The following is a 25,410-nucleotide window of genomic DNA, read 5'->3' as shown; positions in this document are numbered from 1 at the left end:
GTGCAACCACGTCAAAACGAATTCCGGATTGGAATGATAAGGATAGAGACAAGTCATTTTATTTATGGTTAGGGGAAACCCTATACTGAGGCCATCGACAGAAACATCCGTATGGAGCCCGCCATGAATCAGCCGACCGCCACTGCCGCCGCCCGCTCCGCCGCTTCGGGCAGCCTCGCGCACACGGGCCGGATCGTGCTGCAGGCCGCCGCGCTCGGCGTGCTGTGGATGGCGGTCGACTGGGCCGTGCGCAAGGTCGGGCTGCCGATTCCGTCCGGCGTGATCGGCCTCGCGGTGCTCCTCGTGCTGCTGTTCTCGGGCCGCGTCGCACCGGCGTGGGTGAAGGACGGCGCGAACTGGCTGCTGTCCGACATGCTGCTGTTCTTCGTGCCGGCCGCCGTCGCGGCCGTGCAGTACGGCGGGCTGTTCCGCGAGGACGGCTGGCGCATCGCGCTGGTGATGCTCGCCGGCACCGCGTTCGTGATGGTCGCGGTGGCCGTCGCGGTCGATCTCGCCGCGAAGCTCGAACGCCGGCTCGCCGCACAACGCGTGTTCGCCGAGCGCCGCCGCGCGCGCCTGGGCGCCGTCGCCCACTGAGCAGGAGCCTTCCATGCTCGCCGCGCTATCGAACCTGCCCGCCGACCGCGTGAATACCGCGATCTCCGTCGGCTGCTTCGTGCTGACGGTCGTGCTGTATTTCGCGTCGAAGCGGCTCTACGCGTACAAAAAGACGCTGCTGTTCTCGCCGCTCGTGTTCGTGCCGGGCGTGCTGGTGCTGCTCGTGCTGCTGACCGGCATCCCGTATTCGGTCTACTTCCGCGACACGCGCTGGCTGATGTGGCTGCTCGGCCCGGCGACGATCGCGTTCGCGGTGCCGATCTACGAATACCGCGACCTGATTCGCCGGCACTGGCTGTCGTTGTCGGTCGGCGTCGCGGTCGGGATCGCCGCGGGCGTGTGCGGGTCGCTGCTGCTCGCGAAGCTGCTGCATCTGTCGCCCGAGCTGCAGCGCTCGCTGATGACGCGCTCGGTGTCGACGCCGTTCGCGCTCGCCGTGTCGGACAAGATCCACGCGCCGAAGGACCTCACCGCCCTCTTCGTGATCGCGACCGGCATCTGCGGAATGCTGCTCGGCGAGCTCGTGCTCGCGCTCGTGCCGATGCGCACGCGGCTCGCGCGCGGTGCGCTGTTCGGCGCGGCCGCCCATGGCGTGGGCACCGCGAAGGCACGCGAGATCGGCAGCGAGGAAGGCGTCGTGTCGAGCCTGACGATGATGATCGCGGGCGTCGCGATGGTGCTGATCGCGCCGCTGCTCACGCTGCTGCCGATCTGACGCCCGACGGGCAGGCGCCGCCGCCTGCCCTTTTTTCTGCGCGGCCGGTTCCGCCCCGCTGGGCCGCCTGCGCCGCCGTTCCCCCCTGCATCGAGCCGGCGCCGCGCCGACAATCGGCTGAGATAGCCGCAATTCCCCCCTCTTTTCCGCCCATCGGCCTCGGCCCGGATGCCGAACAATGCATGCTACGAGACATCACGCACGCATTCACATGGCCACGACCGCAACCCCGACCGCCGACAAGCCGGCTTCCTCCGGCAAGTTCAAGCGCATCGCGCTCATCGCCGTCATCGCGCTGGGCGCGGCCGCCGCCGCCGCCGGCGGCATGTACGTGTTCCTGGGCAAGGCAGGCGTCGGCCACGCGAGCGCGCCCGCCGAGCCGGCGCCGCTTGCCGCGCCGGTGTTTTTCCCGCTCGACCCGATGACGGTGAACCTGCAGTCCGACGACGGCGTGCAGCACTACCTGCGCGTGGGCCTGTCGCTGAAGCTCACCGACCCGAAGGCGCAGGAGCAACTGACCGCGCGGATGCCGGAAATCCGCAGCCGGATCCTGCTCGCGCTGTCGAACAAGCATCCCGAAGAGCTCGCGACGCCGGACGGCAAACGTTCGCTCGCGAACGAGCTGCGGGAGCTGATCGCGCAGCCGACGCAGCCGGGCAACCAGCGCGCGAAGGTCGACGAGGTGCTGTTCACCGAATTCGTCGTCCAGTAACGCGGCCGCGAAAGGAGCGCGTATGGGTCACCAGGAGTTCATGTCCCAGGAGGAGGTCGATGCCCTCCTCAAGGGCGTCACGGGCGAAACCGATGCGGTCGACGAGCAGCGCGACACGTCGGGCGTCCGTCCCTACAACATCGCGACGCAGGAGCGAATCGTCCGCGGCCGGATGCCCGGCCTCGAGATCATCAACGACCGCTTCGCGCGCCTGTTGCGGATCGGCATCTTCAACTTCATGCGACGCACGGCGGAAATCTCCGTCAGCCAGGTGAAGGTGCAGAAGTACAGCGAATTCACCCGCAACCTGCCGATCCCGACGAACCTGAATCTGGTGCACGTGAAGCCGCTGCGCGGCACGTCGCTGTTCGTGTTCGACCCGAACCTCGTGTTCTTCGTCGTCGACAACCTGTTCGGCGGCGACGGGCGCTTTCACACGCGCGTCGAGGGCCGCGATTTCACGGCCACCGAGCAGCGGATCATCGGCAAGCTGCTGAACCTCGTGTTCGAGCACTACACGACCGCGTGGAAGAGCGTGCGGCCGCTGCAGTTCGAATTCGTGCGCTCGGAAATGCACACGCAGTTCGCGAACGTCGCGACGCCGAACGAGATCGTGATCGTCACGCAGTTCTCGATCGAGTTCGGGCCGACGGGCGGCACGCTGCACATCTGCATGCCGTACTCGATGGTCGAGCCGATCCGCGACGTGCTCAGCTCGCCGATCCAGGGCGAGGCGCTCGAAGTCGACCGCCGCTGGGTGCGCGTGCTGTCGCAGCAGGTGCAGGCCGCCGAGGTCGAGCTGACCGCGAATCTCGCCGAGATCTCGGCGACGTTCGAGAAGATCCTGAACCTGCGCGCGGGCGACGTGCTGCCGCTCGAGATCGAGGACACGATCACCGCGAAGGTCGACGGCGTGCCGGTGATGGAATGCGGCTACGGAATTTTCAATGGTCAATATGCGTTGCGCGTGCAGAAGATGATCGGCGCGAGCGATTCGATGAAGGAAGGTGGATATGAGTGAGCTGAACCAGACGCCCGACGACGACATGCAGGCGATGGCCGATGCGGCCCTCGCGGCATCGGCCGCCGCGGCATCGGCCGCCGACGCGAAGGCGCCGGCCGCGGCCGACGAAGAGCAGGGCCTCGACGACTGGGCGGCCGCGCTCGCCGAGCAGAACCAGCAGCCGGTGCCGGCCGGGGCGACGGGCGCCGGCGTGTTCCAGCCGCTGTCGAAGGCCGCGGCGAGCTCGACGCACAACGACATCGAGATGATCCTCGACATCCCGGTCAAGATGACCGTGGAACTCGGCCGCACGAAGATCGCGATCCGCAACCTGCTGCAGCTCGCGCAGGGGTCGGTCGTCGAGCTCGACGGCATGGCCGGCGAGCCGATGGACGTGCTCGTGAACGGCTGCCTGATCGCGCAGGGCGAAGTCGTGGTCGTCAACGACAAGTTCGGTATCCGCCTGACCGACATCATCACCCCTGCCGAACGCATCCGGAAGCTCAATCGATGAACGTCGTGAAGCCAGGCCGCCGCGCGTGCCGCGCGATGGCGGCGGTGCTTGCCGTCGCCGCGTCGCTCGCGTGCGCGCCGGCCGGCGCCGCCGACATGAACGCGGTGAACCACGCCGGTTCGATCGCGTCGAGCGTGACGGTCGGTTCGGCCGTGCCGTCGCTCGGCATCGGCGCGGTGCTGCAGACGCTCGTCGGGCTCGCGGTCGTGATCGGCCTCGTGTTCGCGTGCGCATGGCTCGCGCGCCGCTTCGGCTTCCAGCCCGCGCGGCTCGGCGGCCCGCTGAAGGTCGTGTCGAGCGTCGGGCTCGGCGCGAAGGAAAGCGCGACGATCGTCGAGATCGGCGACACCTGGCTCGTGCTCGGCGTCGCGCCGGGCAACGTGCGCCTGCTGCATACGCTGCCGGCCGGTTCGGTGGCCGCAGTCGCGGGCCCGGCCGCGTCCGACGCGTCCGCCGGCGGCGCTTCGCCCGGCGCCGGCCTGCCCGGCACGTTCGGCTCACGGTTTCGCGACGCGCTCGCGGGCGAAGCCGCGAAACGCCTCGGGCGCGGCAAGGACCGCTGACATGGCGCCGCGCCCTCTTTCCGACTTCGCATTCCGATGAAACACGCCTTCCTGCGGCGCGCCGCGCGCGTCGCGCCCGTGCTGATCCTCTGTCTCGCCCCTGCGCTCGCGTATGCGCAGGCGAACGGCCTGCCCGCGTTCAACGCGAGCCCGGGCCCGCACGGCGGCACCACCTATTCGCTGAGCGTGCAGACGATGCTGCTGCTCACGATGCTGTCGTTCCTGCCGGCGATGCTGCTGATGATGACGAGTTTCACGCGCATCATCATCGTGCTGTCGCTGCTGCGCCAGGCGCTCGGCACCGCGACGACGCCGCCGAACCAGGTGCTCGTCGGCCTCGCGATGTTCCTCACGTTCTTCGTGATGTCGCCGGTGCTCGACCGCGCGTACAACGACGGCTACAAGCCGTTCTCCGACGGCTCGATGCCGATGGAGCAGGCGGTGCAGCGCGGCGTCGCGCCGTTCAAGACCTTCATGCTGAAGCAGACCCGCGAGACCGATCTCGCGCTGTTCGCGAAGATCTCGAAGGCCGCGCCGATGCAGGGCCCCGAGGACGTGCCGCTGTCGCTGCTGGTGCCCGCGTTCGTCACGAGCGAGCTGAAGACCGGCTTCCAGATCGGCTTCACGGTGTTCATCCCGTTCCTGATCATCGACATGGTCGTCGCGAGCGTGCTGATGTCGATGGGGATGATGATGGTGTCGCCGTCCACCGTGTCGCTGCCGTTCAAGCTGATGCTGTTCGTGCTGGTCGACGGCTGGCAGCTGCTGATCGGCTCGCTCGCGCAGAGCTTCACGTAAGCGGAGGAACACGCGCGATGACGCCCGAACAAGTGATGACGCTGGCGCACCAGGCGATGATGGTCGGCCTGCTGCTCGCGGCCCCGCTGCTGCTGGTCGCGCTCGCGGTCGGCCTCGTCGTGAGCCTGTTCCAGGCCGCGACGCAGATCAACGAAGCGACGCTGTCGTTCATCCCGAAGCTGCTCGCGGTCGCCGCGACGCTCGTGATCGCCGGCCCGTGGATGCTGACGACGATGCTCGACTACCTGCGGCAGACGCTGCTGCACGTCGCGACGCTCGGCGCCGGCTGAGCCGCGCGTTCGCCCGCCTTTACCCGCGATGTTCTCGGTCACCTACGCGCAGCTCAACGGCTGGCTGACGGCTTTCCTGTGGCCGTTCGTGCGGATGCTCGCACTCGTCGCGACGGCGCCCATGGTCGGCCACGCGGCCGTGCCGGTGCGCGTGAAGATCGGCGTCGCCGCGTTCATGGCGCTCGTCGTCGCGCCGACGCTCGGCGCGATGCCGGACGTCACCGTGTTCTCCGCGCAGGGCATCTGGATCCTCGTCATGCAGTTCCTGATCGGCGTCGCGATGGGTTTCACGATGCAGCTCGTGTTCGCGGCCGTCGAGGCGGCCGGCGACTTCATCGGGCTGTCGATGGGGCTCGGCTTCGCGACCTTCTTCGATCCGCACTCGAACGGCGCGACGCCCGCGATGGGCCGGTTCCTGAACGCGGTCGCGATGCTCGCGTTCCTCGCCGTGGACGGCCACCTGCAGGTATTCGCCGCGCTCGCCGCGTCGTTCCAGTCGCTGCCGGTGTCGGCCGACCTGCTGCACGCGCCGGGCTGGCGCACGCTTGCCGCGTTCGGCGCGACCGTGTTCGAGATGGGGCTGCTGCTGTCGCTGCCGGTGGTCGTGGCGCTGCTGATCGCGAACCTCGCGCTCGGCATCCTGAACCGCGCGGCGCCGCAGATCGGCATGTACCAGATCGGCTTTCCCGTCACGCTGATCGTCGGGTTGCTGCTCGTGCAACTGATGATCCCGAACCTCGTGCCGTTCGTGTCGCACCTGTTCGACATGGGGGTCGATGCGATGGGGCGGGTGCTGATCGGGTGGCGGTAGGCGCCCTGTCGACCCACGTCGATGCTCGTTCGCGTCATTCGGGCCGGACTCGTCCCCTCCCGCCGCGACTCTCCCTGCGGCACGCCGGGGTTCGGCGCCGACCGTGCCCCTTTTTTCGTCCTTTCCGCGGCGCCGTCGAATGCCCGCCGCCCGACCGCCCCGTGCCGCAACCGGCCCGACCCCGCTTCCGGCCCGTCCGGCGGGCAATCGCGGCCGATGCCCGCACGTTCGGCCCACATCGGCGCTTGACCTCGGCCGACCGACTCGCTAGCGTTTCGGGTTTGCCCCGGGCGGCCCTTGCCGCCGGTGCCGTGAGCGCGCCCGACGTCCTGGCGCGCACGGCCGGGCTCCGATGGAAAAGACGATGCACAAACTCGATGCGGCCAGCCCGCAGGCGATGTCGACGGATTTCACCGCCGACAACGTCGCGCGCCTGAAGGCGCTGTTCCCCGAACTCGTGACCGAAGGCCCGCACGGCGCGTCGGTCGACGTCGACGTGCTGAAGGCGCTGGTCGGCGAACGCACGCTCGGCGACGCCGACGAGCGCTACGGTTTTCACTGGCACGGCAAGCGCGCCGCGCGCCAGGCCGCGCTCACGCCGTCGACGGGCACGCTGCGGCCGTGCCCCGACGACAGCGTCGCGTGGGACGACACGCGCCACCTCGTGATCGAGGGCGACAACCTCGACGTGATGAAGCTGCTGCACAAGAGCTACGCGGGCAAGGTGAAGCTCGTCTACATCGACCCGCCGTACAACACCGGCAACGATTTCGTCTATCCGGACGACTTCAGCGACAGCATCCGCCACTACCTGGCGATGACCGGCCAGACCGAAGCCGGCGTGAAGCGCAGCACCAACACCGAGGCGAACGGCCGGTTCCACACCGACTGGCTGAACATGATGTATCCGCGCCTGAAGCTCGCGCACGCGCTGCTGTCCGACGAAGGGCTGATCGCCGTGCACATCGACGAGCACGAAGTGCATGCGCTGGTGCTGATGCTGCGCGAGATCTTCGGCGAGGAAAACGAGCTCGGCGTGGCCGTGTGGGACAAGCGCAACCCGAAGGGCGACGCGCGCGGCATCGCGTACCAGCACGAATCGCTGGTGCTGTTCGCGCGCAACGCCGAGACGCTGCTCGAACGCGCGCCGCTCAAGCGCCCGAAGCGCAACGCACAGCGCATGCTCGACGCCGCGCACGACGCCGTGTACCGCAGCGGCAACCCGAAGGACGCGCAGAAGGCGTACCGCGCGTGGATGAAGGCGCAGACCAACCTGTCCGGCGGCGAGGCGATGTACGACCGGCTGTCGGCGGAAGGCCGCGTGTACCGTCTCGTGTCGATGGCGTGGCCGAACAAGAAGAAGGCGCCGGAAGAATACTTCACGCCGCTGATCCACCCGGTCACCGGCAAGCCGTGCGCGATGCCGGCGCGCGGCTGGCGCAACCCGCCCGCGACGATGCAGGCGCTGATCGAGCGCGGCCAGATCGAATTCGGCCCGGATGAAACCACGCAGCCGCAGCGGATCTACTACCTCGACGAGAACATGTACGAGAACGTGCCGTCGGTACTGCCGTTCGCCGGCTCCGACGACGCGCTGCTGAAGGCGCTCGGCATCCCGTTCGACCTGCCGAAGCCGGTCGACTTCGCGGCCGCCGTGATCGGCTGGTGCACGCGCGGCGACGACATCGTGCTCGACTGCTTCGCCGGCTCCGGTTCGACGGGCCACGCGGTGATGCAGGTGAACGCGACCGACGGCGGCGCGCGCCGCTACGTCCTCGTGCAGCTGCCCGAGGCGCTCGACCGCCGCGACAAGACGCAAACCGCGGCCGCCGATTTCTGCGCGAAGCTGAAGAAGCCGCTGACGCTCGCCGAAGTGACGAAGGAGCGCCTGCGCCGCGCCGCGCAGCAGGTCGCGCGCGACTATCCGGAAAGCTATGGCGACCTCGGCTTTCGCGTGTACCGGCTCGACACGACCAACGTGATCGAGTGGGACCCGCGCCGCGACGACTTCGACCATGCGTTGTTCGCATCCGTCGAACACGTGAAGACCGGCCGCACCGAGGACGACCTGCTCGCCGAGCTGACGCTCAAGCTCGGCCTCGACCTGTGCACGCCGGTCGAGCACCACCAGGTGGCCGGCAAGACGGTGCACCTGATCGGCCGCGAGATCGTCGCGTGCTTCGATGCGCGCCTGTCGCGCGACGATGCGGGCCCGCTCGCCGACGGCATCGTCGACCTGCTCGATGCGAGCGGCGCGTCGCGCGACGTCACGTGCCTGTTCCGCGACAACGGTTTCGTCGACGACGTCGCGAAGCTCAATCTCGCCGCGCTGCTCGAACAGCACGGCCTGAAGCGCGTGCGGAGCCTGTGATGCGGCTGCATTTCGAAGCGGATCTCGACTACCAGCGCGAGGCGATCGACGCCGTCTGCGACCTGTTTCGCGGCCAGGAGTCGTATCGCGGCGATTTCAGCGTGCTCGCGAACGCCGCGCCCGGCACGGCGGCCGCCGCACAGGGCTCGCTCGGCTTCGCAGTGTCGGAGCAAGGCGTCGGCAACCGGCTGTCGCTGACCGACGACGCGCTCGCGCGCAATCTCGCCGACGTGCAGTTGCGCGGCGGGCTGCCGCCGTCCGGCCTGCCCGGCTCGCGCGACTTCACCGTCGAGATGGAGACGGGTACCGGCAAGACCTACGTGTACCTGCGCACGATCTTCGAGCTGAACCGCCGCTACGGCTTCACGAAGTTCGTGATCGTCGTGCCGTCGATCGCGATCAAGGAAGGCGTGCACAAGACGCTGTCGATCACCGAGGATCACTTCCGCGCGCTGTACGCGGGCGTGCCGTACGACTACTTCCTGTACGACTCCGCGAAGCTCGGCCAGGTGCGCCACTTCGCGGCGAGCGCGGCGATCCAGATCATGGTGATGACGGTCGCCGCGATCAACAAGAAGGAGATCAACAATCTCTACAAGGACAGCGAGAAGACCGGCGGCGAGAAGCCGATCGACCTGATCCGCGCGACGCGGCCGATCGTGATCGTCGACGAGCCGCAGAGCGTCGACGGCGGCCTCGAGGGGCGCGGGCGCGAAGCGCTCGCCGCGATGGCGCCGCTCTGCACGCTGCGCTATTCGGCCACGCACGTCGACCGGCATCACATGGTGTACCGGCTCGATGCCGTCGACGCGTACGAGCGCAAGCTCGTCAAGCAGATCGAGATCGCGTCGGCGATCGTCGAGGACGCGCACAACAAGCCGTACGTGCGGCTCGTCGGCGTGTCGAACCGGCGCGGCGCGATCAGCGCGCGCGTCGAGCTCGACGTCGCGACCGCGGCCGGCGTGAAGCGCCAGATCGTGTCGGCCACCGACGGCGACGATCTCGAACGCCTGACCAAGCGCGCGCTGTACGCGGGCTTGAGGATCGGCGAAGTGCATGCGGTGAAAGGCGCCGAGTACGTCGAGCTGCGCCATCCGGAGGGCGAGGCATTCCTGTCGCTCGGCGAGGCGTTCGGCGACATCGACACGCTCGCCGTGCAGCGCGAGATGATCCGCCGCACGATCCGCGAGCATCTCGACAAGGAGCTGCGCCTGGCCGAACGCGGCGTGAAGGTGCTGTCGCTGTTCTTCGTCGATTCGGTCGAGCGCTATCGCCGCTACGACGAGAACGGGATGCCCGTGAAGGGCGACTACGCGCTGATCTTCGAAGAGGAATATGCGCGCGCGGCGCGCGTGCCGGCCTACCGTGCGCTGTTCGACGGTGTCGACGTCGCGCTCGAGGTCGAGCGTGCGCACAACGGCTACTTCTCGATCGACCGCAAGGGCGGCTGGACCGACACGAGCGAAAGCAGCGCGGCGGCCCGCGAGAACGCGGAGCGCGCGTACGGCCTGATCATGCGCGAGAAGGAGGCGCTGCTGTCGTTCGACACGCCGCTGAAGTTCATCTTCTCGCACTCGGCGCTGAAGGAAGGCTGGGACAACCCGAACGTGTTCCAGATCTGCACGCTGCGCGACATCCAGACCGAACGCGAGCGCCGCCAGACGCTCGGCCGCGGGCTGCGTCTCGCCGTCGACCAGGACGGCGAGCGCGTGCGCGATCCGGGCGTGAACACGCTCACCGTGATCGCGACCGAGCGCTACGAGTCGTTCGCCGAGAACCTGCAGAAGGAAATCGAGGCCGATACGGGCATCCGCTTCGGGATCGTCGAGGAACACCAGTTCGCGGCGCTGCCGGTGCAGGAAGACGACGGCCCCGCGCATGCGCTCGGCATCGAGCTGTCGCGCGTGCTGTGGAACCATCTGCACGAGCAGGGCTACATCGACGCGCAGGGCAAGGTGCTCGATCGGCTGAAGGATGCGCTGCGCCAGAGCGCGCTCGTGCTGCCGGACGCGTTCGAGCGGCTGCGCGCACCGATCGTCGCGACGCTGCGCAAGCTGTCGGGCCGCTTCGCGGTGCGCAACGCCGACGAGCGCCGCGCGATCGCGTTGCGGCGCGACGCGTCAGGCAAGGCCGTCGTGTTCGGCGAGGATTTCCGCGCGCTGTGGGACCGCATCCGCCATCGCACCGTGTACCGCGTCGAGTTCGACAACGCGAAGCTGGTGCGTGATTGCACGGCCGCGTTGCGCGACGCGCCGGACATCGCGCGGGCGCGGCTGCAGTGGCGCAAGGCCGAGATCGACATCGGCAAGGCCGGCATCGAGGCGATCGAGGTGGCCGGCGCCGGCACGGTGCTGCTCGACGAAGGCGAGTTGCCGCTGCCCGATCTGCTCACCGAGTTGCAGGACCGTACGCAGCTCACGCGCCGTTCGCTCGCGACGATCCTCGCCGACAGCGGCCGGCTCGACGATTTCCGCGTGAATCCGCAGCAGTTCATCGCGGTGGCGGCCGACGCGATCAACCGCTGCAAGCGGCTCGCGCTCGTCGCGGGCATCGCGTACCGCAAGCTCGGCGAGCGCCACGTGCATGCGCTCGAATCGTTCGAGAGCGAGGCGCTGACCGGCTATCTGCGCAATCTGCGACTCGACGCGCGCAAGTCGATCCACGAAGCGGTCGTGTGCGAGACGGACGCCGAACGCGCGTTCGCCGATGCGCTCGAAGCGCACGATGGCGTGAAGCTGTACGCGAAGCTGCCGGCGTGGTTTCGCGTGCAGACGCCGCTCGGCAGCTATCACCCGGACTGGGCCGTACTTGCGGAGCAGGATGGCGGCGAGCGGCTGTACTTCGTCGTCGATACGCCGAATACGGACGGCCACGTGCCGAGCGAGCACGAGCGCGCGAAGCTCGCGTGCGGCGAAGCGCATTTCCGTGCGCTGGCCGATGGCGACGGCGCGGCGCGCTTCGTGCGCGTCAGGCACGTCGACGCGCTATTCGAACCTGCGGCGCCGCTGGCAGGCGCGAGGCGGTGAGACAAAGGGCGGCGACGAGCCGCCCTTTTTTGTCGGCGTGGCCGGGCCTTTATCGATCGCGCCGCGCACGATGCGCGCCGCATGACGTTGTAAATGATCGTAACGATGCGTGCGCACGCATTCGTCGGATCAATCCGGGGCGTGCATGAACGCGGGAACGAAGCACCGGCGCGACGCCACGGCATCGCGCCGGCGGCGAGGTCGCTTACTGCGCCGGCTGCATGCCCTGCGCGGCGGCCTTGTGCTGCGCGGCCTGCTCTTGCGCCTGCTTCTTCGCCATGTGATGACCGACGATACAGCCGCCGACCGCGCCGACCACCGCGTGGTGCCCCGCGTAGTGGCCAGCCACACCGCCGACCACCGCGCCCTTCATGCAGCCCGCCGCGTGCGCGCTGCCGATCGTTGCGAGCGCAACGACCGCGGCGGTTGCATACCGTCCGATGTGCCGGATGGAATTCATGCGATCACTCTCCTCGTGTTGTCGTGATCAGTGTTCGCGCGAGCGGGTCGCCGCGCTCAGTCCCAACGGCCGCGCCAGCCGCCGCCGTCACGCCAGGCGCGCTCGCGCCATTCGTGTTCGCGCCATTCACGGCGGCGCCACTCGCGTTCACGCCATTGACGCGCACGCCAGTCGTCGCGATAGCCGACCGGCGCGTACATCACCGGCGGAGGCGGCGCCACGTAGACGGGCGCCGGCGCCGCATAGGCGGGCACACCGATGCCGACCGACAGGTCGACGTGGGCCGAGGCGACGCCCGAAGCTGCCAGCGCCGCTACACCGAGAACTGCACCGAGAATAAGTTTCTTGCTCATTTCGCGACTCCCTGCACGTGTCGTGCGTCATGTGACTACGGTTCGGAGTCTAGGCACCGTGCGCCGACACAGGTGAAACGGGTATGCGAGACAGGTAACGGACGTTTACGGGTGCCCGCAAAGCCTTGTGGAACAAGGAAGGGACGGTATTCCACACACCGTTGCGGCGATGCATCGGGCCGGTAAAAAGGGGATTTTCGGCACGAAACCGGGCAACGGGATCGAACCCGCCGGTGTGCATGGCGGGCGAACCGCCCTCGCCCTGCGGCGCGAGCGGTTCGTGGCGGCGCGCGTTACGCGCGGATATCGTCGACGCTGCGCAGCCAGTGCACGCTGAACAGGTTGTCCGCGTCGGTCCACACGGTATCCGGTTCGAACCCGGCGCGGCGCGCGATCGCACGAAAGCCGTCGATCGTGAACTTGTGCGAGTTTTCCGTGTGGATGCGCTCGCCGGCCTCGAAGCGGAACGCGTGGCCGCGCACGTGCACGGTCTGCGCGACGTCGCTGACGAGATGCATCTCGATGCGCTGCCGCTCGCGGTCGTAGAACGCGCAATGCGAGAACGCATCGACGTCGAAATCCGCGCCGAGCTCGGCATTCGCACGCGCGAGCAGGTTCAGGTTGAACTGCGCGGTCACGCCCTGCGCGTCGTTGTACGCGCGGTGCAGCGTGCGCTCGTCCTTCACGAGATCGACGCCGACCAGCAGGCCGCCGCCGCGCAGCAGCCGCGCCGCGTCGCGCAGGAACGTGTCGGCCTCTTCCGGCGAGAAGTTGCCGATCGTCGAGCCAGGAAAGAAGCCGATGCGCCGCCGCGGCGTGTCGGTCAGCGCGGCCAGTTGCTCGGCCTTCGTGTAGTCGGCCGCGAGCGGCGCGACGTCGAGCCACGGATAGGCCGCCCGCAGCCGCGCGGCCGCGCCGTGCAGGTAGTCGGCCGAGATGTCGACCGGCACGTAGCGCGCCGGCGCGTTCGCGTAGTTGCCCGCGAACGCGTCGAGCAGCACGCGGATCTTCTCGAGCGAACCCGCGCCGAATTCGACGATGTCCGCATGCGGGCCGACGCGCCGCACGATCTCGGCCGCGCGATCGCGCAGGATGCCGAGCTCCGTGCGCGTCGGGTAGTACTCGGGCAACTCGCAGATGCGGTCGAACAGCGCGGAGCCGGCCGCATCGTAGAAGTATTTCGGCGGGATGCTGCGCGGCGTGCGCGACAGTCCGTCGATCAGGTCGCGCTCGAACGCGCTCGGCCGCGAATCGCGGGCGGGTTGTAGGCCACCGCTCGTGGCCGTCAGATCAGACGTCTCGCGCAAGTCGCACCCCCGTGAATTGCCAGCGTGCCGCCGGCGGAAAGAAATTGCGGTACGTCGGCCGTTCATGCCCCGGCGGCGTCGCGATGCTGCTGCCGCGCAGGACCTGCTGGCCGACCATGAACTTGCCGTTGTATTCGGCAGCTACCCCGGCGAGCGGCCGAAAGCCCGGATACGGCTCGTACGACGAACGCGTCCACTGCCAGACGTGCCCGAGCATCTGCCGGATGCCGTCGGCCGCGAACGCGGTTTCCCACTCGAATTCGGTCGGCAGCCGTGCGCCGGCCCATTCCGCGTACGCGGCCGCTTCGTAGAAGCTCACGTGGCATACCGGCGCGTCGGGCGCGAGCGGCTCGACGCCGTGCAGGCCGAACGTGCGCCGCACGCGCGTGGCGGCCGCATCGTCGTCGTCCGGCATCCAGTACGCGGGCCCCTGCCACCCTTCCCGCTGCACCGTCGCCCAGCCGTCGGACAGCCAGAACTCGGGGCGCGTATAACCGCCGTCGGCGATGAACGCCGCGAATTCCGCGTTCGTCACGAGGCGGTTCGCGATCTCGTACGGCCGTACGAGTGCCGTGTGACGCGGCCGTTCGTTGTCGAACGAGAACGTGTCGCCGTCGTGGCCGATCTCGACGAGCCCGCCTGGCTGGGGCAGCCAGCGCAGCACGCCGGCGTCGCCCGCGGCCATCGCGTCGCCGTCCGTCGCGTTGCGCGGCCGGAACGCCGGCTTCAATGGATTGCACGAGAACGCGTGCAGCATGTCGGTGACGATCAACTCCTGGTGCTGCTGCTCGTGATGCAGGCCGAGCACGAGCTCGGGTTCGATGGCGTCGAGTAGCGCCGCATCGGCGCTGGCCAGCGCGCGCAGCATCGCGTCGTCGACGTACTGCCGGTAAGCGTGCACCTCGTCGAGCGACGGACGCGTGAGCAGCCCGCGCTGCGGCCGCGGATGGCGCGGGCCGAGCGCTTCGTAATAGGAATTGAAGAGGAACTGGAAGGCGTCGTCGAATGGCGCGTAGCCGGGCACGCGGCGCATCAGTACGACGGTTTCGAAGAACCAGGTCGTATGCGCGAGATGCCATTTCGTCGGACTCGCGTCGGGCATCGACTGCACGGCCTGGTCTTCGGCGGATAGCGTCGCGGTCAACGCGACGCTATGGGCGCGCACGTCCTGGTAACGGCGCTGAAGCTGGGATGCAAGAAGGCTCATCGGTTTACCGTTCACGTCGCGATTCGCTGCGTTGCGTTGCCGGAAAAGGGAAAGCCTTGCGCGGATGCGCGCGGCTGACGTGCGATTTGCTGCTGCGTCGTCGGGCAGCCGGCGCGCGCGCCGGGCCGCGGATGCGGCGTCACTTCGTCTGCCCGTGCAGAACAGTATGGTCCAGAAATGTGAACGTCGCGAATCGGATTTCGGATGAAACAAAGGCGAAAGAAAAATGAAAGCATGCGTGATGTCGGCATCGCCCGTGCAGCGGACCGTCGATGCCCCGTCGTGGTGGGTTCGGCGACGGGGGCAATACGCGTGCCCGCCGCTGCATGCTGCTGACGCCCGGTGACAGCCGCACGGCGTGCGTGAAAGGTCGATGGCGCGCGTGGGTCGGAGGCGCGGCGTCCCGCGGACGATTCGTCAGTCGATATCGCGTTGTTCTCCGTGCCCCGCTCAACGCCTCTGCCCTTCGCTGGCCGCCGCTTTCTTCTCCGGCCGCAAAAAATTTTTTACGCCGATGTCACACACGCGAGTGGCTCGCTCGTCATATCGGCGGAACCCACACGAAAGGAGAAGGAACCATGACTGCGAAACTCAATCCGTTTGCCGCCGCCCCCGCGTTGATGAAGCAATGGATGACCGTGTCGGTCGCCGCTGCCGGGAGCCTCGAGCCGACGCTGATCGAGCTGGTCAAGATCCGCGCGTCGCAGATCAATGCATGCGCGAACTGCCTTAACATGCACACCGTCGAGGCGCGCGAACAAGGCGAGACCGAGCAGCGCATCTACCTGCTGTCCGCGTGGCGCGAAGCGCCCTGCTACACCGACCGCGAACGCGCGGCGCTCGGCTGGACCGACGCGCTCACGCGGCTGTCGGAGGGCCACGCCGCGCACGAAGCGGCCCATGCGGCGCTGAACGACCATTTCAGCGAGGAGGAACAGGTGAAACTGACGGTGATGATCAACGTGATCAACGGCTGGAACCGGCTCGCCGTCGGCTTCGGGCTGTGGGTCGACCCGGCCGACGCGAAGGCCGCCGCCGCGAAGATGGTGGCCTGATGCCGAACCTCGACCCGGCCAGCGGCGGCGCCGACGAACGGGCCGACGCGGCGGCGAGCTTCGATCCGCTGCGTCGCACGCTGATCCGCGTCGCGTACCGGATGCTCGGTTCCGTCGCGGATGCCGAGGACATGGTGCAGGATGCGTTCATCCGCTGGATGGACGTCGACCGCACCGAGGTGCGCGTGCCGGAGGCGTTCCTGCGCCGCATGGTGATGCGCATGTGCCTCGACCAGTTGAAGTCCGCGCGGTATCAGCGCGAGACCTATATCGGCCCGTGGCTGCCGGAGCCGGTCGTCGAGGAAGACGAACAGGACGACGTCACGCTGCCGCTGCTGCTTGCACTCGAACGGCTGTCGCCGCTCGAACGCGCGGCGTTCCTGCTGCACGACGTGTTCGGCGTCGAATTCGACGAAGTGGCCACGACGATCCGGCGCGACCCGGCCGCATGCCGGCAGCTCGCCGCGCGGGCACGCACGCACGTGCGCGACGCGCGGCCGCGTTTTCATGTCGAGAAGCAGCGCGGGATCGAACTGGCCGAAGCGTTCTTCGCGGCGTCGCGCAGCGGCGACATGCGCGCGCTCGGCGCGATGCTTGCGGAGGACGTGAGCCTGCATTCCGACGGCGGCGGCAAGCGCGCGGCCGCCGGCAAGCCGGTGTTCGGCTTCGAGCTCGTGATGCGGGTGCACGCGCACCTGGCCGAGTTGTTCGAGACGCATGCGTCGAAGCTCGTGCGGGCCGGGTTCATCAACGGGCTGCCGGGGTTCGTCACGCTGGAAGCCGACGGCGAGCTGCAGACGACCGCGCTCGAGATCGACGACGGCAAGATCGTCGCGATCTATGTCGTGCGGAATCCTGATAAATTGAAGCATCTGCATTGAGATGCGCGCGGTGGCGTGCGGGTTCAAGGCGGCCACCCCGCCCGCTTTCTCGTTCGATCCGGCGCGAGCCGATGACGTCAACGGAATGCGGCCACCAAGGCGTGAATGAGCGACGTCGCGTAACAGAAAAATACGAACGCGACGGCAAAGCCGATTACCGCGAGCCAGTTCGTGCCGCCTTGCACGCTCAGGAGTGCCAGAAAGGAGTCGCCGGGTGCGGAATGGGGACGCAGCCTCGTGATCGCCCGGCGGACATGCGCCTGGTAGAAACTGTTGCCATGCAAGCCAAGCACCACCGAAACCCCGATCCCGATTGCGTTGCTCTGACTCGAGTCGAAGAAATTCGGGAAGAACAGCATTTCGATCAGCGAGAGCCCGAATACGATGCCGAATAGCGCCAGCGCATGCCAGTACATGCCGCGGTACGCCATCCAGAACGGCCCCACCAGAAAGGCTGCCCAGTTCCAGGAATGCTTGCTCCTGCGTGTCGCGGCGATTGCCCATTTCGTTTCATACCAGCGGGCTTTTTTCCCAACGTAAGCGGCGATTTCGTCAGTGCTGACGAGTGTCGTGGTCTCGGACATGTGTGTGTTGGCCCTCGGTGGCGCAGCGTGCGCGTTATTGGTATCGGGTCCGCTCACTGCGTCGGCAAGATGTGTGCGCGTTCCCGGGAATGCCGCGACGGGTCTTTTCGGGTATCGGGACGCGTCGACGGTCGGCCGAGTCTATGCGGCATACGGCGATGGAGTAAGAGAAGCCGGAGTAGCGTGGATGCGGGCGCGCGGACGAAACGCACGTCGGCTGGTGCTGTGCCGCGCCCTGTGCATACGGCCGCAATTGTGTCGAACCGTTTCGACAGTCAATACGTGTAGCGCGGGATACGGAGAGAAACGTGAAGGCTGGCGCGCGGCCGGATGCTACCCGTCGGCGCAAAGAAAAACGCCACGCGAGGTTGCCGCGTGGCGTTTGTATGTTTGGCGAGCCGCGTTGCCTGTAGGCAAGTTGTGCTGCCGGACCCCTTCATTTTGTTCGTTGGTAGGCTCGATTGGATTCGAACCAACGACCCCCACCATGTCAAGGTGGTGCTCTAACCAACTGAGCTACGAGCCTAAGAAGCCGCGAATTATAGAGAGGGTTTTGGGGGAGCACAAGCCCCTTCGTGAAAATTTCTTGAAACGCGCCGGGCCGCGTGCTGACGATCGATGTCGTGCAGCGATGCGTGGAACGTCGGCTTCACATCTGCGCTCGGCTTCACATCTGCGCAGCACAGTAAAACGCGTCGATGTGCTGCCGTGTTATCCACATTGCCCTCTGGATAACCGTCCGGCAAGCCTCTGGATTCACAGTGGAACGATTGAGGATATGTCGGCGCGGCTGTGAATCGACGAAAAGTTGTTCTGTGCTGCCGGACGCTGTTCACGTCGAGCACCCAGGGTTATGCATTTCGCTTCGCGTTGAAAATTCAGTGCGTTACGGAGGTTATCCACTGTGGGGCACAGGGTTTGTTAACTATCACTACGTATATATACGAACCCTGTTAACACCTTTGGATAAGCACAGTCCGTCGACTGTGATCCGCTCAGGATATGCACTGCGTGCAGCGGCTGGATGAAAGAAGCGGAACGCTGTGAAGCGCTCGCGCGATGCACGGGCCTTCATGTCTGTAGAATCGCCGGCATCCAGAATGCAAAGGCCCGGCGAACGGGCTCACGGCAAATGACCGATGCTTCATCGACGCGTCTCCAGGCACTCGATATCGATACCGCCGTACGCCGGATGCAGCACCATCCAGGCGACATCGTGTTCGAGCAACGCGTGTCCATACCGGAAGCGGAGGTCCTGTGTTGCCGCTACAAGGGCGAGCGATTCAACGTGAAGTTCGATCTCGATTACGGGGTATCTGTTGATCGCGTCGGGGTACTGTCTCCCCAAGACATCGAAGCGATCGTCAGATGGCTCACGACAACGTAAATCGACCGAACTGAGAGGCACAGGCACTTGATTGATTCATTGACTGCGTTGCAGCGCTGGTACGAATCGCGTTGCGATGGCGTGTGGGAACACGTGCACGGCATCGAGATCGCCACGCTCGACAATCCGGGATGGAAGGTGAAGCTCGACGGCGGATCGTTCGGCAAGGTGATCGACCTGGCGATCGAGCGCGACGAGTCGAACTGGATGTCCGTTCGTGCGACTGGCGCCGAATTTGCCGGCTACGGCGGCACGGCCAATTTGCCCGAGTTGCTGGCGCTCGCGGTCGAGTGGATCAACTGGAGCGCGATGACCGGCGAAGAACGAAGCGATCGATGAAGGCACCGGTTAATGAGATGCTGGTGATGGATATCGCCGGCCACGTTGCGGTCGTCGTGACCGACCTGATGGCTGCCGCCGATGTGCTGACGCAGTTGGGCTTCACGCGACAATCCGATCGCTGGGAACGCGCGATCGCAGACGATACCGAGCGCCAGGCACTCGTTGCCGCGCTTGTCGATCTCGATGCGTTGTTCTCCGCGGGCCGCGACTGGAGCCCGCAGGCGCTCGTCGGGTATTACTTGGAGATCGGGGCCGTTCGCGGCGCGTACCGTTCGATTGCATGGCGCGGGCCGGGGCAGTACGTCATCGAACGGCACGAATGCGGTGTGTGACTCATCGACGTTTTCACGATGCAATGAAACCGAAGAAAGAGCAGGGCGACGCGAGCGGCGCTTGCAACGGGAGCAGGTAATGGGACCGAGCGTTTGTCATCGGCACGGATACGATTCCACGGCGACAACGTCGACGGGCGTTGCCGCACACATCAGGCTGCGCGGGCAGTGCGTGCCCGGCGAACTCGTGAAGGTCTCGCTCGACCGGCCGAGATACACCCGGGAAATGTGGATGCTGCGCGCCGAGCTTGACGAGCACGAGGTCGATGCGACCTTGGTCGATCGGGTCGCACACGTGAAGGCATTTCCGAAGATCGCGGCGCTGGAGCGCCTGCGCGCGTATGTGTGTTTGGCGTGCCTGGATGAACTGCTTGTGCGCTCCGGCGAGACGCCGCATAAACCGACGACGAAGGAGCAGGCGTTCGATACGTCCGTCGTCGCGGCGAATGCGAAATGGCCTTCGAATCATGCGCGATGCGAGCTTCACGGACTGATCCTGCCGACGCGGACCTCGCCGGATATCGAAACGGCGATCCTGTCGATCGACGTGATCCGCGACGATTGCCATGTCGTTCAGGTGACGGATGGCAGCATGACGCGCAAACCGAAGCACTGGTTCGACGAAGCGTTTCTGCGCAAGGTGCTCGGGCCAGATATCGACATCGTTGAATCGACGTTCCGCGTCGACGATCGGGCGACGTTCGTGAAGCTGTGGGACGCCGGCGAGCTCGTGTGTCCGGTGTGTCTGCAGGAGGTGTTGAAACGCAGCGGCCTGGGCCACGACGACACGCGGACATGAGTGCAACGGAGCAATCGTGACGGCCACGATCAGACAGTACGGCATGACGGACGATGCCACCCGGCGCAAGACTTTCTGGCTGCTTCAACGCCGCAGACGAACCCGAACCCGTGATACCCGGAGAACACCATGAGCAAGCTGAATTTCGGCGCGGTCGATCGATGCTCCGTCCGGCTCAATACCGCGACGCTGTTCGGCCCGAAGGCTGCCTACGAGGAATTTGCGAAGACCGGGTAGGACCTGCGTAACTTCGAGATCTACATCACGGATAAAAGGGCATCCACGGTGGACCCCAGGTCAGACGACGACGTCATAACCACCACGCTCGTAGCGAAGCTGATTCCGGGCATGCGCGGGCTGGGCAACGCAAACCGGCTCGGGAAGTCGATCCACTACGTCATCGCGCCGGAAACCGGCGAGATTCGTGGGATATTCGGGACGAAGTGACCCGAAGCGCAGCGACGGTGTGTGGATAACCGGCACACGAAACAGCTCGTAACACTGTGCGTTCGATCGGTGCGCGGTGATGCGAATCATGCAAGATACGTCTTCTTTCCCCATGCTAGAACGCCGCACTTCGCACGGATTTTCCATGTCGATCATGTCTTCGATCATCAGGTGGACCCTCTGCCTCGCGGCCGTTGCGACCGCCGCAACGGCATTCGCGGCAGTCGACGCACCCGCCTCGGTGCGGCTCTCGAACGGACGTGAAATGCAGCATGACGAAAAGCGCTTGGTCGAGGTCGACATCGCGCATCACCATACGAGCACGGTACGGTTGCCGGCCGCACTGCGTCGGGCCGTCGCGTCTGCGTCGAGCATCGGCTTCCCGTCGGCGAGTTCGAGAACCATCGACGGCAAGGAGTTCGTGCTGATCGTCGTGAACCAGTCGTCGGGTCGTAATCCGATGGGGTATTGCGGCGCGGGGGAGGAAAGTACGCTCTACGTGCTGCAGATCAGCGGTAACGCTGCGGCGTCGAGCTATGCAATGTCGGTGCAGAGCTGTCTGGATAGCGTGTCGCTCGACACCGGCGGGGATAATCGATCGCCTTACCTCGCGATCGAATGGATCAACGATCCCGTGGGCTTCAAGGTCTCGTGGACCAACATCGACGATGCCGGTCCGGCAACGCGTGAGTATCGCTACGATGGTCGTGCGTTCGTGGAGCGCAAGAAATAAGCGCATGTGGATAACCTGCGCACGATCCAGTTCAAACCCTGTGCACCCTACCGGTGAGTGAGCGTCCCGGTTTCGATGGGCTCGTCGGTCTGAATGCGTTGCCCAACAAGACTTGCCGACAATGAAAGAGGGCAGCGAACGAATCGCCAGCGATGTCCGGAAGTCGAATGCCTTGTGGATATCGTCGACTCGAAGCCACTCGAAACCCTGTGCATTCAACGGGTGAGCGCAGTCGAATCCGGCGAAGGCGGCCGGTCAATCACCTGGGTTGTGGATATCGACGCCCAAAACAAGCCGAAACACTGTGATTTTAAAGGTGCCGGCGCGGTCTCGATGTGAATAACAGCCAAGGAAAGTCAGTCGAAACGCTGTGCATTCGAATGGTGAGCGTGTGCCCGTTCAAGCTGGCCGAGCCGCGCCACGAAAACCGCTGGCGGCCACCATCAACCGCCAACCGGGCGCGCATCGTACCACTTCAAGTCTGCTGATCAAGCGCCTGCGCGATCGCCTTCTCCCCGACGCTCCCGGCCGGCCCGACCACCGCATAATTGAGTCCGTTCACCGACCCATACCGCGCGAGCAGCGCGCCATCCGCGCGTTGCCCGTTCGGCAACAGCCGATGTCCCGATTCCGCCGGCCGGAGATAGAAGCTCAGCGTCCGCCCCGCATCATCCTGATAGAGCACCATCGCGGCCGTGGCACCGCTATCCGTCGTGAACAACCGCCCACCGACCGGCCTGAACCCCGCCGCGCTCAAATCCGGCAGCTTCGCCGATGCGCCCACGCCTTTGGTGAGCCATCCCTGCAAATCGCCCGCACCGGTCGGCCGGTAATCGACCTTGGCCGTTCGATCGACCACCATCATCTGATAAGCCTTGACCGCATCGCTCATCGGCGCGATCGGCGGCGGCGCGTTCCACCCACGCGCCTGCCATCCGCCGAACGTTCCGAGCCCGACGCAGAACACGAACGAAGCCGCCATCGCGAACCGCATGCGCGCGCGCTCGGCCCGCCGGCCGCGAATCGCGGCCGGATCCAGCGCGGGGTTGTCCGCCGGCATCCGCACGCTTTCCAGCGCGGCCCGCAGCCGCTGTGCGTCCTGCTGCCATTGCTTCACCTGTTCCGCGCGGGCCGGATGCAGCGCGAGATAGCGCTCGACCGCGGCGCGCGCATCGTCGTCGAGCTGGCCGTCGACATAGGCCTGAAGGTCATGTTCGTTCGGAGGCGTGTTCATTTTTTCATCAACCGCAAGGAAGGAGCAGGAAGTTCGCCGTCGCTCAGCTGGCGCAGCGCCTGGCGCGCGCGGGACAGCCGCGACATCACGGTGCCGATCGGCACCTCGAGCAGGTCGGCCACTTCCTGATAGGTGAAGCCTTCGACCGCGACGAGCAGCAGCAGGCTGCGCTGTTCGTCCGAGAGCCGGCCGAATGCTTCGAGCGTCGCGCGCGCCGCGAATTCGCGTTCGGCGGACGGCCAGTGCGCTTCGTCGTCGTCGTGGATGCGGCCGAGCAGCCACGCGTAGCGCTTCGCGCTGCGTTTGCCGTCGAGAAATTGTCGGTACAGGATCGTGAAGAGCCAACTGCGCAGCGACGCGTCGTCGCGACGGCTCGTCCAGCGCGACAGCGCGCGCTCGAGCGTCGACTGGACGAGATCGTCGGCCGCATGGACATCGCGCGCCAGCCAGAGCGCGAAACGTCGCAGCCTGGGGATGAGTTCGCGCAATGCTTCGTCGTCGAGGGCGGTGGAGGGCATGGCGGGGCCGGTTGCCGAAAGGGGTCGTAGATGCCGCGTAGGACGCCGGCCGGCATCGATTATTCCCTCCAGCATACGAAAAAACTTTCCGTGGAATAAAGCGGCGTGGGCGGCGTCCCACACGCGTTCGACAATGATCTGACGATCGGGAGTGCATTCATGAAGCAATCTTCTTCTTCGCCGCAGCGCGAGCCCGGGCGCGGGTGGTGGCGCTGGGCCGTGATCGGCGGCGCGGTGGCCGGCGTGGCGGCGGCGTTCGGGTATGCCGGCGGGTGGCTCGCGCCGGCGCGTCTGACCCCGCACCGGCTCGTCGACGCGCTGCAGACCAACAGCGGCATCCATCCCGGCTACCGGCGCAATCACGCGAAGGGCGTGTGCGTGACCGGCTATTTCGAAGGCAACGGGGCCGCGAGCGCGTATTCGGTCGCGCCGTTCTTCAAGCCGGTGCGCACGCCGGTGGTCGGGCGCTTCGCGTTGCCGGGCGGGAATCCGTACGCGCCCGACAGCAGCGTGCCGATCCGCAGCCTCGCACTGAAGCTCACCGCGCCGGACGGCCAGCAATGGCGGACCGGGATGAACGCGATGCCGGTGTTTCCGGTCGCGACGCCGCAGGCGTTCTACGAGCAGACACTCGCGACCCGGCCCGATCCGAAGACGGGCAAGCCCGACCCGGCGAAGGTGAAGGCATTCTTCGGCGCGCATCCGGAGGCGGCCGCGTTCCTGCAATGGGTGAAGGGTGCGAAGCCGAGCGCGAGCTACGTCACCGAAAGCTATTACGGGTTGAACGCGTTCTACTTCGTCGATGCGGCCGGCAAGCGCCAGGCCGTGCGGTGGCGTGTCGTGCCGGAGCAGACGGCCGGCGCCGGCGACGTCGCGACGGCCGCGGATCCGAACGTGCTGCAACAGGACGTGACGCAGCGCATCGCGGCCGGCCCGCAGAAGTGGAAGCTGCTGGTCACGCTGGCGGAGCCCGGCGACCCGGTGGACGACGCGACGAAGGTCTGGCCCGCGCAGCGCCCGACGATCGATGCGGGCACGCTCGTGCTCGACCGCGTGGAGGCGCAGGACAGCGGCCCGTGCCGCGACGTGAATTACGACCCGACGGTGCTGCCGCAGGGGATCCAGGTGTCGGGCGATCCGTTGCTGGCGGCGCGCTCGGCCGCGTATGCGGATTCGTATCTGCGGCGCACGAGTGAAGAGGCCGGCGTGGCAGGCGTGGCGCGATTGAGTGGGGAGGGACGGTGATGAAGGCTTCGACGACGTTTAGCTTGCCGGCGCGGGTGCTGCACTGGGTGATGGCCGCGATGATTCTCGCGATGTTGTTCATCGGGGTGGGGATGGTGGCGTCGGTTTCCGGGCGGCACGAGATCCTGGTGGCGATTCACAAGCCGCTGGGCGTGGCCGTGCTGGTGCTGGTGTGCGTGCGGATCGTGGTGCGGATGCTGTCGAAGCCGCCGGCGTTGCCCGACGATCTGCCGTGGTGGCAGAAGGTGGCCGCGCACGGGTCGCATCTCGTGCTGTATGCGCTGATGGTGGCGATGCCGCTGATCGGCTGGGCGATGCTGTCGGCGGGCGGATATCCGGTGACGCTGGGCGGCGGCGTGCAGTTGCCGGCGCTGGTGTCGGCTGATCCGGTGACGTTCGCGTGGCTCCGGGTTGCGCATCGCGTGCTGGCGTATCTCTTCTTCCTGACGTTCCTCGCTCACTTTGCCGCGGCGCTGTATCACGGGCTGATTCGGCGGGACGGCGTGGTGAGGGCGATGGTGGGGCGGTAATCGACGGAAGGTTGCGTTCGATACGGCGGGGGCTGTTCAGGGGCGACCGAGGCCGCGCCTGCCGTGTCGTCTTATATATGAGCACTGGGAAGTGCTCGGCGGCCCCCGCCATAGCACGTCAAAAATATTTCACAAAAGGGGTTGCGGAGACTGGGGCAGATGCATAGAATCACGCCTCTTTCGCGCTAACGGAAACACGGCGCGGGGAAGAAGAGGGAAGCGGTGCTGTCGAAGTCGGTTTTATCGATTCCAGTGCACGCGAAATTAAACCGCAGTCGTCGCAACGAAGTAGTTAAAAAAGTTGTTGACGAGTCTCAAAAAACGGTTGATAATCTCGCTTCTCTGCTGCTGAAAACGCAGCGCTGCTGGGAAACATGAAGTTTCTCGCAGGCATGCTCTTTAAAAATTAACAGCCGATAAGTGTGGGCGCTTGATGAAAGCGAGCTGATCCTCGGATCAGATAGCGAAAGTATCAAGAGTCTCACACTAAAGTAAGTCAGGTTTATGAAGTGATTCATATTCCTGTCAGCTTTGAGTGAGCGACCGGTTCTACGGAACCGAAAACAGTAACAGGT

Annotated in this window: 29 protein-coding genes and 1 tRNA gene; 21 read left to right on the top strand and 9 right to left on the bottom strand. The window is 66.3% G+C overall.

The features are described 5' to 3' along the window. The first annotated feature begins 123 nt into the window (after positions 1–123). From CFB52_RS00220 to CFB52_RS00170, 11 genes are all read left to right on the top strand, one after another. Complete coding sequence (locus CFB52_RS00220; RefSeq protein ID WP_059580671.1) at positions 124–597, top strand: CidA/LrgA family protein; 474 nt, start codon at positions 124–126, stop codon at positions 595–597. Between the two features lie 13 nt (positions 598–610). Then, positions 611–1,333, top strand: coding sequence for an LrgB family protein (locus tag CFB52_RS00215; RefSeq protein ID WP_059580404.1), 723 nt, complete (start codon positions 611–613; stop codon positions 1,331–1,333). Between the two features lie 211 nt (positions 1,334–1,544). Beyond that, the gene (gene fliL, locus CFB52_RS00210) at positions 1,545–2,045 is read left to right on the top strand and encodes a flagellar basal body-associated protein FliL (protein WP_179231707.1); all 501 of its coding nucleotides are present in this window, start codon (positions 1,545–1,547) and stop codon (positions 2,043–2,045) included. A 22-nt stretch (positions 2,046–2,067) separates the two neighbouring features. Beyond that, on the top strand, positions 2,068–3,066 hold the full coding sequence (gene fliM / locus CFB52_RS00205; RefSeq protein WP_059580399.1) for a flagellar motor switch protein FliM: 999 nt from the start codon (positions 2,068–2,070) through the stop codon (positions 3,064–3,066). Next, positions 3,059–3,562, top strand: a complete 504-nt coding sequence (gene fliN / locus CFB52_RS00200; protein WP_059580396.1) for a flagellar motor switch protein FliN — start codon at positions 3,059–3,061, stop codon at positions 3,560–3,562. Before fliM ends, fliN begins: the two co-directional genes overlap by 8 nt. Next, positions 3,559–4,125, top strand: coding sequence for a flagellar biosynthetic protein FliO (gene fliO, locus CFB52_RS00195; RefSeq protein ID WP_099315900.1), 567 nt, complete (start codon positions 3,559–3,561; stop codon positions 4,123–4,125). The genes fliN and fliO overlap by 4 nt, the downstream gene beginning before the upstream one ends. Before the next feature lie 36 nt (positions 4,126–4,161). Then, a complete protein-coding gene (fliP, locus tag CFB52_RS00190; RefSeq protein ID WP_059580391.1) occupies positions 4,162–4,923 on the top strand; it encodes a flagellar type III secretion system pore protein FliP in 762 nt (253 codons plus the stop codon). Between the two features lie 17 nt (positions 4,924–4,940). Further along, positions 4,941–5,213, top strand: a complete 273-nt coding sequence (gene fliQ, locus CFB52_RS00185; RefSeq protein ID WP_006401718.1) for a flagellar biosynthesis protein FliQ — start codon at positions 4,941–4,943, stop codon at positions 5,211–5,213. Positions 5,214–5,241: 28 nt separating this feature from the next. Next, on the top strand, positions 5,242–6,024 hold the full coding sequence (gene fliR / locus CFB52_RS00180) for a flagellar biosynthetic protein FliR (protein WP_099315899.1): 783 nt from the start codon (positions 5,242–5,244) through the stop codon (positions 6,022–6,024). A gap of 352 nt (positions 6,025–6,376) precedes the next feature. Next, positions 6,377–8,395, top strand: a complete 2,019-nt coding sequence (locus CFB52_RS00175; protein WP_099315898.1) for a site-specific DNA-methyltransferase — start codon at positions 6,377–6,379, stop codon at positions 8,393–8,395. Next, positions 8,395–11,421, top strand: a complete 3,027-nt coding sequence (locus CFB52_RS00170) for a type III restriction-modification system endonuclease (protein ID WP_099315897.1) — start codon at positions 8,395–8,397, stop codon at positions 11,419–11,421. Before CFB52_RS00175 ends, CFB52_RS00170 begins: the two co-directional genes overlap by 1 nt. A 205-nt stretch (positions 11,422–11,626) precedes the next feature. Here the strand turns inward: CFB52_RS00170 and CFB52_RS00165 are convergent, their stop codons facing one another. From CFB52_RS00165 to egtB, 4 genes are all read right to left on the bottom strand, one after another. Next, positions 11,627–11,881: a hypothetical protein gene (locus CFB52_RS00165; protein WP_059580380.1), complete on the bottom strand. Its 255-nt coding sequence runs from the start codon at positions 11,879–11,881 to the stop codon at positions 11,627–11,629. A 56-nt stretch (positions 11,882–11,937) separates the two neighbouring features. Continuing rightward, positions 11,938–12,234, bottom strand: coding sequence for a hypothetical protein (locus tag CFB52_RS00160; protein WP_060008881.1), 297 nt, complete (start codon positions 12,232–12,234; stop codon positions 11,938–11,940). Positions 12,235–12,527: 293 nt separating this feature from the next. Next, on the bottom strand, positions 12,528–13,541 hold the full coding sequence (gene egtD, locus CFB52_RS00155) for an L-histidine N(alpha)-methyltransferase (RefSeq protein ID WP_059637965.1): 1,014 nt from the start codon (positions 13,539–13,541) through the stop codon (positions 12,528–12,530). Then, positions 13,525–14,748 carry an ergothioneine biosynthesis protein EgtB gene (egtB, locus tag CFB52_RS00150; RefSeq protein ID WP_060008884.1) on the bottom strand — a complete coding sequence of 408 codons (1,224 nt, stop codon included), beginning with the start codon at positions 14,746–14,748 and terminating at the stop codon, positions 13,525–13,527. The genes egtD and egtB overlap by 17 nt, the downstream gene beginning before the upstream one ends. Before the next feature lie 578 nt (positions 14,749–15,326). On the opposite strand from egtB, the gene CFB52_RS00140 reads away from it, so the two are divergent. Further along, complete coding sequence (locus CFB52_RS00140; protein WP_059580368.1) at positions 15,327–15,803, top strand: carboxymuconolactone decarboxylase family protein; 477 nt, start codon at positions 15,327–15,329, stop codon at positions 15,801–15,803. Continuing rightward, positions 15,803–16,684: a sigma-70 family RNA polymerase sigma factor gene (locus CFB52_RS00135; RefSeq protein ID WP_060008908.1), complete on the top strand. Its 882-nt coding sequence runs from the start codon at positions 15,803–15,805 to the stop codon at positions 16,682–16,684. Before CFB52_RS00140 ends, CFB52_RS00135 begins: the two co-directional genes overlap by 1 nt. A 77-nt stretch (positions 16,685–16,761) precedes the next feature. On the opposite strand, the gene CFB52_RS00130 is transcribed toward CFB52_RS00135, so the two are convergent. Then, on the bottom strand, positions 16,762–17,268 hold the full coding sequence (locus tag CFB52_RS00130) for a DUF2628 domain-containing protein (protein WP_099315896.1): 507 nt from the start codon (positions 17,266–17,268) through the stop codon (positions 16,762–16,764). A gap of 449 nt (positions 17,269–17,717) precedes the next feature. Then, a tRNA-Val gene (locus CFB52_RS00125) sits at positions 17,718–17,794 on the bottom strand. 498 nt (positions 17,795–18,292) lie between these two features. On the opposite strand from CFB52_RS00125, the gene CFB52_RS00120 reads away from it, so the two are divergent. The 4 genes from CFB52_RS00120 to CFB52_RS00105 all read left to right on the top strand — a co-directional run bounded on the left by CFB52_RS00120 (position 18,293) and on the right by CFB52_RS00105 (position 20,128). Then, positions 18,293–18,655 (top strand): hypothetical protein, encoded by a 363-nt coding sequence (locus tag CFB52_RS00120; protein ID WP_257219727.1) that lies wholly within the window; start codon positions 18,293–18,295, stop codon positions 18,653–18,655. Between the two features lie 39 nt (positions 18,656–18,694). Next, positions 18,695–18,994, top strand: a complete 300-nt coding sequence (locus tag CFB52_RS00115) for an Imm53 family immunity protein (protein ID WP_180278180.1) — start codon at positions 18,695–18,697, stop codon at positions 18,992–18,994. Further along, the gene (locus tag CFB52_RS00110; protein ID WP_257219726.1) at positions 18,946–19,329 is read left to right on the top strand and encodes a hypothetical protein; all 384 of its coding nucleotides are present in this window, start codon (positions 18,946–18,948) and stop codon (positions 19,327–19,329) included. The genes CFB52_RS00115 and CFB52_RS00110 overlap by 49 nt, the downstream gene beginning before the upstream one ends. 187 nt (positions 19,330–19,516) lie before the next feature. Next, positions 19,517–20,128, top strand: a complete 612-nt coding sequence (locus CFB52_RS00105) for a hypothetical protein (protein ID WP_144029707.1) — start codon at positions 19,517–19,519, stop codon at positions 20,126–20,128. A gap of 297 nt (positions 20,129–20,425) precedes the next feature. On the opposite strand, the gene CFB52_RS34500 is transcribed toward CFB52_RS00105, so the two are convergent. Next, a complete protein-coding gene (locus CFB52_RS34500) occupies positions 20,426–20,731 on the bottom strand; it encodes a hypothetical protein (protein WP_180278179.1) in 306 nt (101 codons plus the stop codon). Here CFB52_RS34500 and CFB52_RS00095 point away from each other — a divergent pair. Together CFB52_RS00095 and CFB52_RS34495 are read left to right on the top strand one after the other, a co-directional pair. Further along, entirely contained in the window at positions 20,730–21,308 is a 579-nt protein-coding gene (locus CFB52_RS00095) for a hypothetical protein (RefSeq protein ID WP_180278178.1), read from the top strand. The genes CFB52_RS34500 and CFB52_RS00095 overlap by 2 nt on opposite strands. A gap of 174 nt (positions 21,309–21,482) precedes the next feature. Further along, complete coding sequence (locus CFB52_RS34495; protein WP_180278177.1) at positions 21,483–21,647, top strand: hypothetical protein; 165 nt, start codon at positions 21,483–21,485, stop codon at positions 21,645–21,647. A gap of 136 nt (positions 21,648–21,783) precedes the next feature. Here the strand turns inward: CFB52_RS34495 and CFB52_RS00090 are convergent, their stop codons facing one another. Both CFB52_RS00090 and CFB52_RS00085 read right to left on the bottom strand, forming a co-directional pair. Then, on the bottom strand, positions 21,784–22,542 hold the full coding sequence (locus tag CFB52_RS00090; RefSeq protein ID WP_099315890.1) for an anti-sigma factor: 759 nt from the start codon (positions 22,540–22,542) through the stop codon (positions 21,784–21,786). Beyond that, positions 22,539–23,060, bottom strand: coding sequence for a sigma-70 family RNA polymerase sigma factor (locus CFB52_RS00085; protein WP_059580351.1), 522 nt, complete (start codon positions 23,058–23,060; stop codon positions 22,539–22,541). Before CFB52_RS00085 ends, CFB52_RS00090 begins: the two co-directional genes overlap by 4 nt. A gap of 159 nt (positions 23,061–23,219) precedes the next feature. Here CFB52_RS00085 and CFB52_RS00080 point away from each other — a divergent pair, with 159 nt between their 5' ends. Together CFB52_RS00080 and CFB52_RS00075 are read left to right on the top strand one after the other, a co-directional pair. Then, positions 23,220–24,305, top strand: coding sequence for a catalase family peroxidase (locus tag CFB52_RS00080; RefSeq protein WP_099315984.1), 1,086 nt, complete (start codon positions 23,220–23,222; stop codon positions 24,303–24,305). Continuing rightward, positions 24,305–24,835 (top strand): cytochrome b, encoded by a 531-nt coding sequence (locus CFB52_RS00075; RefSeq protein ID WP_172843425.1) that lies wholly within the window; start codon positions 24,305–24,307, stop codon positions 24,833–24,835. The genes CFB52_RS00080 and CFB52_RS00075 overlap by 1 nt, the downstream gene beginning before the upstream one ends. Positions 24,836–25,410: the final 575 nt, after the last annotated feature.

The sequence above is a fragment of the Burkholderia sp. AU18528 genome (assembly GCF_002223215.2).
Lineage (GTDB): Bacteria > Pseudomonadota > Gammaproteobacteria > Burkholderiales > Burkholderiaceae > Burkholderia > Burkholderia semiarida.
This window is presented reverse-complemented; position numbering and strand designations above follow the sequence as displayed.

Coding starts and splice junctions, on each gene's coding strand:
- CFB52_RS34500 (WP_180278179.1), bottom strand. CDS start 20,731: ATGATCGACATGGAAAATCCGTGCGAAGTGCGGCGTTCTAGCATGGGG.
- fliM (WP_059580399.1), top strand. CDS start 2,068: ATGGGTCACCAGGAGTTCATGTCCCAGGAGGAGGTCGATGCCCTCCTC.
- CFB52_RS00120 (WP_257219727.1), top strand. CDS start 18,293: ATGAAAGAAGCGGAACGCTGTGAAGCGCTCGCGCGATGCACGGGCCTT.
- CFB52_RS00130 (WP_099315896.1), bottom strand. CDS start 17,268: ATGTCCGAGACCACGACACTCGTCAGCACTGACGAAATCGCCGCTTAC.
- CFB52_RS00160 (WP_060008881.1), bottom strand. CDS start 12,234: ATGAGCAAGAAACTTATTCTCGGTGCAGTTCTCGGTGTAGCGGCGCTG.
- fliL (WP_179231707.1), top strand. CDS start 1,545: ATGGCCACGACCGCAACCCCGACCGCCGACAAGCCGGCTTCCTCCGGC.
- fliN (WP_059580396.1), top strand. CDS start 3,059: ATGAGTGAGCTGAACCAGACGCCCGACGACGACATGCAGGCGATGGCC.
- CFB52_RS00140 (WP_059580368.1), top strand. CDS start 15,327: ATGACTGCGAAACTCAATCCGTTTGCCGCCGCCCCCGCGTTGATGAAG.
- CFB52_RS00175 (WP_099315898.1), top strand. CDS start 6,377: ATGGAAAAGACGATGCACAAACTCGATGCGGCCAGCCCGCAGGCGATG.
- fliR (WP_099315899.1), top strand. CDS start 5,242: ATGTTCTCGGTCACCTACGCGCAGCTCAACGGCTGGCTGACGGCTTTC.
- CFB52_RS00165 (WP_059580380.1), bottom strand. CDS start 11,881: ATGAATTCCATCCGGCACATCGGACGGTATGCAACCGCCGCGGTCGTT.
- CFB52_RS00085 (WP_059580351.1), bottom strand. CDS start 23,060: ATGCCCTCCACCGCCCTCGACGACGAAGCATTGCGCGAACTCATCCCC.
- CFB52_RS00170 (WP_099315897.1), top strand. CDS start 8,395: ATGCGGCTGCATTTCGAAGCGGATCTCGACTACCAGCGCGAGGCGATC.
- CFB52_RS00220 (WP_059580671.1), top strand. CDS start 124: ATGAATCAGCCGACCGCCACTGCCGCCGCCCGCTCCGCCGCTTCGGGC.
- fliP (WP_059580391.1), top strand. CDS start 4,162: ATGAAACACGCCTTCCTGCGGCGCGCCGCGCGCGTCGCGCCCGTGCTG.
- CFB52_RS00215 (WP_059580404.1), top strand. CDS start 611: ATGCTCGCCGCGCTATCGAACCTGCCCGCCGACCGCGTGAATACCGCG.
- fliQ (WP_006401718.1), top strand. CDS start 4,941: ATGACGCCCGAACAAGTGATGACGCTGGCGCACCAGGCGATGATGGTC.
- CFB52_RS00075 (WP_172843425.1), top strand. CDS start 24,305: ATGAAGGCTTCGACGACGTTTAGCTTGCCGGCGCGGGTGCTGCACTGG.
- CFB52_RS00135 (WP_060008908.1), top strand. CDS start 15,803: ATGCCGAACCTCGACCCGGCCAGCGGCGGCGCCGACGAACGGGCCGAC.
- egtB (WP_060008884.1), bottom strand. CDS start 14,748: ATGAGCCTTCTTGCATCCCAGCTTCAGCGCCGTTACCAGGACGTGCGC.
- CFB52_RS00080 (WP_099315984.1), top strand. CDS start 23,220: ATGAAGCAATCTTCTTCTTCGCCGCAGCGCGAGCCCGGGCGCGGGTGG.
- CFB52_RS00090 (WP_099315890.1), bottom strand. CDS start 22,542: ATGAACACGCCTCCGAACGAACATGACCTTCAGGCCTATGTCGACGGC.
- fliO (WP_099315900.1), top strand. CDS start 3,559: ATGAACGTCGTGAAGCCAGGCCGCCGCGCGTGCCGCGCGATGGCGGCG.
- CFB52_RS00095 (WP_180278178.1), top strand. CDS start 20,730: ATGTCTTCGATCATCAGGTGGACCCTCTGCCTCGCGGCCGTTGCGACC.